This window comes from Streptococcus sp. 544 (assembly GCF_013277385.1).
Taxonomy (GTDB): domain Bacteria; phylum Bacillota; class Bacilli; order Lactobacillales; family Streptococcaceae; genus Streptococcus; species Streptococcus mitis_BA.
Window position 1 is genome coordinate 70,369 of record NZ_VMMU01000011.1, and the last position, 9,868, is coordinate 80,236.

At 41.3% G+C, this 9,868-nt stretch carries 9 protein-coding genes; 4 read left to right on the forward strand and 5 right to left on the reverse strand.

The window, feature by feature from the left end:
* The first annotated feature begins 126 nt into the window (after positions 1-126).
* Together HT728_RS06480 and pepC are read left to right on the forward strand one after the other, a co-directional pair.
* The gene (locus tag HT728_RS06480) at positions 127-849 is read left to right on the forward strand and encodes a pseudouridine synthase (protein ID WP_173234408.1); all 723 of its coding nucleotides are present in this window, start codon (positions 127-129) and stop codon (positions 847-849) included.
* A 111-nt stretch (positions 850-960) separates the two neighbouring features.
* Positions 961-2,295 carry an aminopeptidase C gene (gene pepC / locus HT728_RS06485; RefSeq protein ID WP_173234410.1) on the forward strand — a complete coding sequence of 445 codons (1,335 nt, stop codon included), beginning with the start codon at positions 961-963 and terminating at the stop codon, positions 2,293-2,295.
* A gap of 54 nt (positions 2,296-2,349) precedes the next feature.
* Here the strand turns inward: pepC and HT728_RS06490 are convergent, their stop codons facing one another.
* The 5 genes from HT728_RS06490 to HT728_RS06510 form a co-directional block, all read right to left on the reverse strand.
* The gene (locus tag HT728_RS06490; RefSeq protein ID WP_050222832.1) at positions 2,350-3,261 is read right to left on the reverse strand and encodes a PTS system mannose/fructose/sorbose family transporter subunit IID; all 912 of its coding nucleotides are present in this window, start codon (positions 3,259-3,261) and stop codon (positions 2,350-2,352) included.
* A gap of 23 nt (positions 3,262-3,284) precedes the next feature.
* Positions 3,285-4,088: a PTS mannose/fructose/sorbose transporter subunit IIC gene (locus tag HT728_RS06495; RefSeq protein ID WP_050271504.1), complete on the reverse strand. Its 804-nt coding sequence runs from the start codon at positions 4,086-4,088 to the stop codon at positions 3,285-3,287.
* Between the two features lie 27 nt (positions 4,089-4,115).
* Positions 4,116-5,105: a PTS sugar transporter subunit IIB gene (locus tag HT728_RS06500; protein ID WP_050222834.1), complete on the reverse strand. Its 990-nt coding sequence runs from the start codon at positions 5,103-5,105 to the stop codon at positions 4,116-4,118.
* Between the two features lie 234 nt (positions 5,106-5,339).
* A complete protein-coding gene (gene adhP / locus HT728_RS06505) occupies positions 5,340-6,359 on the reverse strand; it encodes an alcohol dehydrogenase AdhP (protein ID WP_173234412.1) in 1,020 nt (339 codons plus the stop codon).
* Between the two features lie 224 nt (positions 6,360-6,583).
* Complete coding sequence (locus tag HT728_RS06510; protein WP_173234414.1) at positions 6,584-7,396, reverse strand: Cof-type HAD-IIB family hydrolase; 813 nt, start codon at positions 7,394-7,396, stop codon at positions 6,584-6,586.
* A gap of 189 nt (positions 7,397-7,585) precedes the next feature.
* Between HT728_RS06510 and HT728_RS06515 the strand changes: the two genes are divergently transcribed.
* Together HT728_RS06515 and HT728_RS06520 are read left to right on the forward strand one after the other, a co-directional pair.
* A complete protein-coding gene (locus HT728_RS06515; protein ID WP_173234416.1) occupies positions 7,586-9,004 on the forward strand; it encodes an NCS2 family permease in 1,419 nt (472 codons plus the stop codon).
* A 104-nt stretch (positions 9,005-9,108) separates the two neighbouring features.
* Positions 9,109-9,816: a type II CAAX endopeptidase family protein gene (locus HT728_RS06520; RefSeq protein WP_050242564.1), complete on the forward strand. Its 708-nt coding sequence runs from the start codon at positions 9,109-9,111 to the stop codon at positions 9,814-9,816.
* Positions 9,817-9,868: the final 52 nt, after the last annotated feature.

Consider the following 9,868-nt stretch of genomic DNA (forward strand, 5'->3'; position numbering starts at 1 on the left):
ACGAAGTCAGTAACATATATACGGCAAGGCGACGTTGACGCGGTTTGAAGAGATTTTTGAAGAGTATGAAACGAAAAGGAGGTTGGTCATTGTACCAGCCTCCTTTTGATATGATATAATAGTTCTATGAGATTAGATAAATTTTTAGTTGCCTGTGCGGTGGGAAGTCGGACTGAGGTCAAAAACTTGCTCAAGGCTGGGCGCGTGACTGTAAATGGTAAAAAAGAAAAATCAGCTAAATTGCAGATTGATGAAAAAATAGATGAGATTCGCTTTGATGGGCAAGTGTTGGAGTATGAAGAGTTTGTCTACTACATGATGAACAAGCCCAAAGGAGTTATCTCAGCGACTGAGGATCCCAAGCACAGAACCGTTCTGGACTTGTTGGATGACTTGGCGCGGAGTAAGGAAGTTTTCCCAGTAGGACGCTTGGATATTGACACGCATGGTCTTTTGCTCTTGACCAATGACGGCAAGCTTGCCCATGCTCTTCTTTCACCTAAGCGTCATGTGGACAAGACTTATCTGGCACAAGTCAAGGGAATCATGACCCAAGAAGATGTGGAGACATTTGCTGAGGGTATTCCGCTCAAAGACTTTACCTGTCAACCCGCTAGACTGGAGCTTGTTTCCATAGATACAGAAAAGAATCAAAGCCAAATCCGTGTGACTATTGCAGAAGGGAAGTTTCATCAGGTCAAGCGTATGGTGGTCTACTGTGGCAAGGAAGTAGTAGACTTGCAACGTTTGACTATGGGAAATCTAGTATTGGATGAGAACTTAGAACGAGGAGAATGGCGTCGCTTGACCAAGGAGGAATTGGAAAATCTTCTTGCTAGTATTGCTTAATTTGGTTTATATTCGAAAAAGGTGAGGAAGAATGTCCTTGCCTTTTATGTTTTTCAGTTGCTTACTTTGTGAAAAGAGTTATAATAGACTGTAGAATAAAAGGAGGAATCTATGAACGCGATTCAAGAATCATTTACTGATAAACTATTTGCCAATTATGAAGCAAATGTAAAATACCAAGCGATTGAAAATGCTGCTAGTCACAATGGAATTTTTGCAGCCCTAGAACGTCGCCAAAGCCATGTAGACAACACACCTGTTTTCTCATTGGATTTGACCAAGGACAAGGTAACAAACCAGAAGGCTTCTGGTCGTTGCTGGATGTTTGCGGCTCTCAACACCTTCCGCCACAAGCTTATCTCACAATACAAACTAGAAAATTTTGAGTTATCACAGGCCCACACATTCTTCTGGGACAAGTATGAGAAATCAAACTGGTTCTTGGAGCAAGTCATTGAGACTGCAGACCAAGGCTTGACGAGCCGTAAGGTTAGCTTCCTACTTCAAACACCACAACAAGATGGCGGTCAATGGGATATGGTCGTTTCTCTCTTTGAGAAATACGGTGTCGTGCCTAAGTCAGTTTACCCTGAGTCTGTTTCATCTAGTAGCAGCCGTGAGCTAAATGCAATTCTTAACAAATTGCTTCGCCAAGATGCTCAAATTTTGCGTGATCTATTAGCTTCAGGTGCTGATCAAGCGACTGTTCAAGCTAAGAAAGAAGACCTCTTGCAAGAAATCTTTAACTTTCTTGCTATGTCTTTAGGACTTCCACCACGTAAATTTGACTTTGCTTATCGCGATAAGGATAACAACTACCAAAGCGAAAAATGTATCACACCACAAGAATTTTACAAGAAATATGTCAATCTTCCGCTAGAAGACTATGTTTCTGTTATCAACGCACCAACTGCTGACAAGCCTTACGGCAAATCTTATACAGTTGAGATGTTAGGAAATGTGGTTGGTAGCCGTGCGGTTCGTTATATCAACGTTCCTATGGAGCGCTTGAAAGAGTTGGCAATTGCTCAAATGCAAGCAGGTGAGACTGTTTGGTTTGGTTCAGATGTCGGTCAGCTCAGCAACCGCAAAGCTGGAATTCTTGCGACAGATGTTTATGACTTTGAATCAAGCATGGACATTAAACTCACTCAAGACAAGGCTGGACGTTTGGACTACAGCGAAAGCTTAATGACCCACGCTATGGTCTTGACAGGTGTTGACTTGGATGAAAATGGCAAGTCAACCAAGTGGAAGGTTGAAAACTCATGGGGAGACAAGGTTGGTACAGATGGTTACTTTGTTGCCTCAGACGCTTGGATGGACGAATACACTTACCAAATCGTTGTTCGCAAAGAATTGCTGACAGCAGAAGAACAAGTTGCTTATGAAGCAGAACCAATTGTGCTTGCACCATGGGATCCAATGGGAGCCTTGGCAGAATAAAAACATAGAAAAAAGGAATCAGGCTTAGAACCTGGTTCCTTTTAAGTTGCTTGATTACATGATGTGAAGAACATGTGCCACAATACCCACTGCGAAGAGGGCAAGGATAATAGTGATTGGAGATACTTTTTTCTTAAGCAAGTACATGCAAAGTAAAGTAAGGAGTAGTCCTGATAATCCAGGAATCAACATATCCAAGTTTTGTTGGAAAGTAGTAACTTTTTCAGGAGTTTGAGACAATCCTTGTCCTACTTGTGCGAATGCTTCTTGGATACCTTTAGATCCTTCTGGCAATTTATCCCAATGGATATAAGCCTTTTCATCTAGTTGAACTTTGGAAACATCGAAAGCAAATTTAATATTTACCCAGCGTTGAACAAGGACAGCAAGAATGAACATCCCAAGGATAGAAGCTCCTTTAGTGATGTCTTGAAGGATACCGCCAGACATATCTTTAGTGATTTCTGATCCAGCCTTGTATCCAACCTCTTGAACATACCACAAGAATGACATACGAATCAAGTTCCATGCAACAAAGAAGAGGAGTGGACCCAAGATATTGCCAGTAAGGGCAAGTGAAGCACCGAGAGATCCAAGGATTGGGCGTACTGTAAACCAGAATACTGGGTCACCGATACCAGCAAGAGGTCCCATCATACCGATTTTAACCCCTTGGATAGCAGCGTCATCGATTTCCACACCGTTAGCACGTTCTTCTTCAAGCGCAAGAGTAACCCCCATGATTGGAGCGGCTACGTATGGATGAGTGTTGAAGAACTCAAGGTGACGCTCAAGAGCAGCGATTTGATCTTCTTTTTTAGTGTAGAGTTTTTTGATAGCTGGAATGAGTGTATAAGCCCAGCCCAAGTTTTGCATCCGTTCAAAGTTCCAAGACCCTTGTAAGAAGGTTGAACGCCACCAAACTTTTTTACGATCTGATTTAGTTAATTGAAGTTTTTCAGTCATGATGTTTTCAGTCCTTTCTTATCTTAGTAGTCTTCTAGGATATCGCCGATTGGGTCGTTAGAAGTTGCGGCTCCTCCGCCACCATTTCCACCAGTTTTAGAAAGGTGAAGGTAGATAAGCGCGATAGCAACACCGATAGCACCAAATCCGATTAGAGTAATGTCTGATACGGCAGCGAGAACGAAACCAAGAGCGAAGAATGGCCATACTTCACGAGTTGCCATCATGTTGATAACCATAGCGTAACCAACGGCAACAACCATACCACCACCGATAGCCATACCATCTTTGAGCCAATCAGGCATAGCATTTAGAATGCTTTGTACAGTTTCAGTTGGTACCATAAGGAGAAGAGCTGCAGGAAGCGCGATACGAAGTCCTTGGAAAAGTAGCGCAATAAAATGCGCACGCTCCACAGCGCCGAAGTCACCTTTTTTAGCGGCAGCATCTGCAGTATGAACCAAACCAACTGAGATTGTACGAACAATCATAGTTAAGAATAGACCAGCAACGGCAAGAGGGATAGCAACCGCTTGGGCAACACCGATACCTGTCTTAGTAAAGTCACCACCAAGAACCATGATAATGGCAGCAGCGACAGAAGCAAGTGCAGCATCAGGAGCGATAGCAGCACCGATATTTGACCAACCAAGGGCAATCATTTGAAGCGATCCACCGAGGATAATCCCTGCTTCCAAGTGACCTGTTACAAGCCCAATAAGGGTACAGGCTACAAGTGGTTGGTGAAATTGGAATTGGTCGAGGACGCCTTCAAGACCTGCAAGGAAGGCTACAACGACTACTAAAACCATAGAAATAATAGACATCTTTAAAATCCTTTCATAAATAATGGCTTATTTGACATTGGCTTTGTTAATCAAGTCAAACAAATCTTTTTTAGAATCATTTGGTACTTTACGTACATCGAATTCAACACCCAAGTCACGCATTTTTTCAAATGTAGCAACGTCTTCTTTGTCCATAGACAAAACAGTATTGACCAATGTTTTACCTGTTGAGTGAGCCATAGAACCAACGTTAAGAGTTTTGATTGGCACGCCACCTTCGATGGCACGAAGGGCATCTTGAGGTGTTTCAAACAAGATAAGGGCATGTGTTTCTCCAAAACGTGGGTCTTTTGAAACCTCAATCAGTTTTTGAATTGGAACCACGTTAGCCTTGACATTACCTGGAGCTGCTTGTTTAATCAATTCTTTACGAAGGTCGTCTTTAGCTACGTTATCTGAAGCAACGATGATACGATTTGCTTTTGAATCTGGAGTCCAAGCAGTTGCAACCTGACCGTGAAGTAGACGTGTGTCAAGACGGGCAAGATTGATTTTCAATTTACCGTCTCCGATAACAGTTCCTTCTGGGATAGCAGCTTGGGCAACTGGAGCAGCTGCAGCGCTTGCAACTTCTTCAACTGGGTTTAGCTCTTCTGGAAGAGCCTTGATGCCATCTTTGGCTTCTTTAATGATATTAGCAGCGACTTTTTCTACACCTGCAGCAGCGTCCATGAGGCGCTCTGTGTAGGCTTGAATTAACATCGGTAAATTAAGTCCTGTGATGATGGCAAACTTACGCTCGGGATTTTCTCCCATCACGCGACTAGCTTGGTTAAATGGAGATCCACTCCAAAGGTCAGCCAGAACTAGAACCTCATCTTCTGCGTCAAATGCAGCAACAGCGTTATTAAACTTAGCGTATAGATCATCAGGGCCTTCATTTGGCATAAAGGTTACAACTTGAACCTTTTCTTGTTCACCAAAGATCATAGATCCTGACTGATGAATACCCGCAGCAAACTCGCCGTGGCTCGCAATAATGATTCCGATACTCATTATTGTCATTCCTCCTTTTTTGTTTTAGTTTTCGTTTAAGAAAACTTTAAGACTTTTTAAGTATAAACCGTTTTCATCTAAAAATCAACTATTTATCATAAAATAATTAAAAAGATTACATCTGAAAATATTGATATATTGAGTTTTAGAGAAGTTTTTTTGAATCCTTATTTAAAAATTTAATATAAAAAAGTTGGAAGCGCATTCCAACTTTTAAAATAGGTTTCTAATAGATTAATGGGTGAAGTCGAGTACCATACGTCCTTGTATTTGACCTTTTTCCATTTCGTCGAAAATGGCTACGGCATCTTCTATTGGACGTTTTTGAACAACTGGAACTACTAAACCTTCTGCACCGAATTGGAAGGCTTCTTCCAAGTCTTTACGAGTTCCTACAAGAGAACCGATGACTTGGATTCCATCGAGGACTGTTTTAACGATGCTGAGTTCCATCATTTCAGAAGGAAGACCGACAGCGACGACGCGACCACCGGCACGAACGGAGTCAACAGCCTGATTGAAGGCAACTTTAGATACAGCAGTTACGACAGCTGAATGAGCTCCTCCATCAGTTTTTTCTCTGATGAGTCCTGGTACATCTTCAACTTCGAGACCGTTAATAACGACATCAGCACCGACTTCCTTTGCAAGGGCAAGTTTGTCGTTGTTGATATCAACTGCGATGACATGAGCATTAAATACTTTTTTAGCGTATTGAACAGCTAGGTTACCAAGTCCACCAGCACCGTAAAGAACAACCCATTGACCTGGTTCAACTTTTGCTTCTTTTATAGCTTTATAGGTTGTTACACCAGCACATGTGATAGAAGAGGCTTGGGCTGGATCAAGTCCGTCAGGAACTTTAACAGCATAGTCTGCAGTTACGATACACTGTTCAGCCATACCACCGTCTACTGAGTAGCCAGCATTTTTTACTGTACGGCAAAGAGTTTCACGGCCAGTTGTACAGTATTCGCAAGTACCACATCCTTCAAAGAACCAAGCAACGCTGACGCGGTCACCGACTTTAAGGCTTTTCACATCTGGAGCAATTTCTTTAACGATACCAACACCTTCGTGGCCAAGAACACGTCCTGGGACTTGACCAAAGTCACCATGAGCAACGTGGAGGTCGGTGTGGCAAACGCCACAGTATTCAATTTCTACAAGTGCTTCCCCAGTTTCAAGTGGACGGAGTACTTTTTCTTCAATAGCAACACCAGTGCTTTCTGGATTTACAACAACAGCTTTCATAGCTATCCTCCTTTATATTGACCGAGAACAGGGACAACGGGACTGGATTGATTTTGTGTCAACAGAGTCGAGTGTAACGAGCTCTCTTGTATTTATATGTGAAGTATATCACAAAAGAAAGCCTTTTCCAAGGTTTTGGTGGTAAAAAATAGAACAATCGATTAACTGGTTGATGAGACTGTGAAAAGAGCACAAAGACCAGCTCGCAAGCTGGTCAGTAGGGGCTATAAGAATAAGTCTTGCAGGATTTTGGCAACTCCGTCTTGGTCATTGGTCAAGGAAATTTGCTCATCGGCATAAGGGAGTAGCTCTGGATTGGCATTTTTCATGGCATAGCCCTTCCCAGCAAAAGCGAGCATTTCGGTATCATTGTGTTCATCTCCAAAAGCAATCAAATCTTTTTTGTCGCGGTTCATTACCTTGAGCAAGTAGTCCAAAGCAAAGGCCTTATTGACACCTTTTGGGGTACACTCAAGGATATTGAGCGGACCTCCCCAGGTATTGATAGACAGTTGATGCTGGTAGAAGGCGTTCATTTCTTTTGCCAAGGCATATTTGTCACTGGCTCTGGTCTGTAACAGAATACAGTTAGGATCCTTGGTTACTAACTCTGGCTGAAATTGATCTTCAGGCTGGAAAGCTTCTACACCAAATAGTTTAGGATCGGCAATTTCTTCATTGGGATTTGTGATGTAGAATTTTTTACGGTATTCTCCAGCGATAAAATCGGCTTGAATGTCCTCAGAACGTCGAACCATGTCTAGCAGATATTTTTTGTCTACCGTCAAACACTTTTCAAAGTCCCAAACTTGGTCTGGTAAATGAGTAAGGGAGCCGTTGAAATTAATCATAGGAGTGTCTAAGCCTAGTTCACGGTAGAAATCTTTTGACATGCGGTAAGGGCGACCTGTCGTAATAATAACCTGATGGCCTTTTTCAGTAACTTTTTTAATGGTTTCTTTGGTAAAGTCAGAAATCTGACTGTCTGAGTTGAGCAGGGTTCCATCCAGGTCTAGTGCAATAATTTTTTTCGTCATATGAACCTTTCTAGTGTCTTTCCAGATAAGATGTCTTCTATTATAACAAAAAGCAGACAGAAAAGCAGATTCCAAACAAAAAATGAAATTCCATCAAATTCTTAAATAAATTAAACAAATATATTGAAAAAGTGAATGATGAATGATATAATTCTATTATTGTTCGTAAAAATTAAAAGGAGATTGATGATGGACAAATTATTTAAACTAAAAGAGAACGGTACAGACGTTCGTACAGAGGTTCTCGCTGGTTTAACAACTTTCTTTGCAATGAGCTATATTCTCTTTGTAAACCCACAAATGCTTTCGCAAACAGGAATGCCTGCTCAGGGTGTATTCCTCGCAACGATTATCGGTGCAGTTGCTGGTACCTTGATGATGGCTTTTTATGCTAACTTGCCATACGCTCAAGCGCCAGGTATGGGACTGAATGCTTTCTTTACCTTTACAGTTGTATTTGGACTCGGTTATTCTTGGCAAGAAGCCCTAGCTATGGTCTTCATCTGTGGGATTATTTCATTGATTATTACCTTGACAAATGTTCGTAAAATGATCATTGAATCGATTCCAAATGCCCTTCGCTCGGCTATTTCAGCTGGTATCGGTGTCTTTCTTGCCTATGTAGGGATTAAGAATGCTGGACTTTTGAAATTTACGATTGATCCAGGCAACTATATTGTTGTAGGAGAAGGGGCTGACAAAGCTCAAGCAACGATTGCAGCAAATTCTTCAGCAGTTCCAGGCTTGGTCAGCTTTAATAATCCAGCTGTTTTGGTGGCTCTTGCAGGACTTGCTATCACAATCTTCTTTGTCATTAAAGGGATTAAAGGGGGAATTATCCTCTCTATCTTGACAACAACGGTTCTTGCTATCGCAGTTGGTTTGGTAGATTTGTCTAGTATCGATTTTGCTAATAACCATGTTGGTGCAGCTTTTGAAGATTTGAAGACAGTCTTTGGTGCAGCTCTTGGTTCAGAAGGTTTGGGAGCTTTGATTTCAGATACAGCTCGCTTGCCTGAAACTCTGATGGCCATTCTTGCCTTCTCATTGACAGATATTTTTGACACGATTGGTACCTTGATTGGTACAGGTGAAAAAGTTGGTATTGTAGCGACAAATGGTGAAAATCACCAATCAGCCAAGTTGGACAAGGCTCTTTACTCTGATTTGATTGGAACGACAGTCGGTGCCATTGCAGGTACTTCAAACGTAACGACTTATGTTGAGTCTGCTGCGGGTATCGGTGCAGGTGGACGTACTGGTTTGACAGCCTTGGTTGTAGCTATCTGTTTTGCGATTTCAAGCTTCTTTAGTCCACTTCTAGCGATTGTACCAACAGCCGCTACAGCTCCAATCTTGATTATCGTTGGGATTATGATGTTGGCTAGCTTGAAAAATATCCATTGGGACGATATGTCTGAAGCGGTTCCTGCTTTCTTCACATCTATCTTTATGGGATTCAGCTACTCTATCACTCAAGGGATTGCAGTTGGTTTCTTGACTTACACTTTGACTAAGCTTGTCAAAGGTCAAGCTAAAGATGTTCATGTCATGATTTGGATTTTGGATGCCTTATTTATCCTGAACTACATCAGCATGGCACTATAAATGCTATAATATAAAAAGGGGTTCTCCCCTTTTTATATTATAGTTACTTGAAAATTGCTTCAAACTAGGTAGGTGATTTTGATTGAATGGTAGGAGTATAATTGATGATAAAAAAGAATATTTGGGATGAAGTATTAAACAGGGGGAAGTGGTTAATAATCTTTCTAGTAGGGCTTTTGTTTTCTCAGTTTCCTTTAGCCCTAGCAACTTTTCTAACTAGCAGAAAATTTCCACTGCTTCAAACTGGACTATTAGTAGGGGTCTTATCTCTTGTGGTTTTAACTGTATTTATAATAGGTGCTAGGAAAACACAGTTGGCTAGTTTTGGTTTATCGTTTTTCAAGGCTAAGGATTTGGCTAGATTGGCCTTAAGCTATCTAGTGATTCTTGCCTTTAATATTCTTGGTGTGGTCTTACTGCGTTTGATGAATGAAACAACAACCAGCAATCAATCAAATATTAATGATTTGGTCCAGAATAGTTCCTTAATTTCCAGTTTTTTCTTACTGGTTCTAATAGCTCCTATTTGTGAGGAGATTTTATGTCGAGGAGTGATTCCTAAAAAACTCTTTCGTGGTAAAGAAAATGTGGGTTATATAGTCGGTGCTATTATCTTTGCCTTGCTTCATTTACCGACAAATCTACCTTCTCTTCTTATCTATGGAGGAATGTCAACTGTGCTAACTTGGACAGTTTATAAAACCCAACGTTTGGAAATGTCTATCTTACTTCACATGATTGTTAATGGAGTTTTTTTCTGTTTGTTGGCTCTTGTGGTGATTTTGAGTCGGACATTAGGGATTTCTGTTTAATACTCAATGAAAATCAAAGAGCAAACTAGGAAACTAGCCGCAGGCTGCTCAA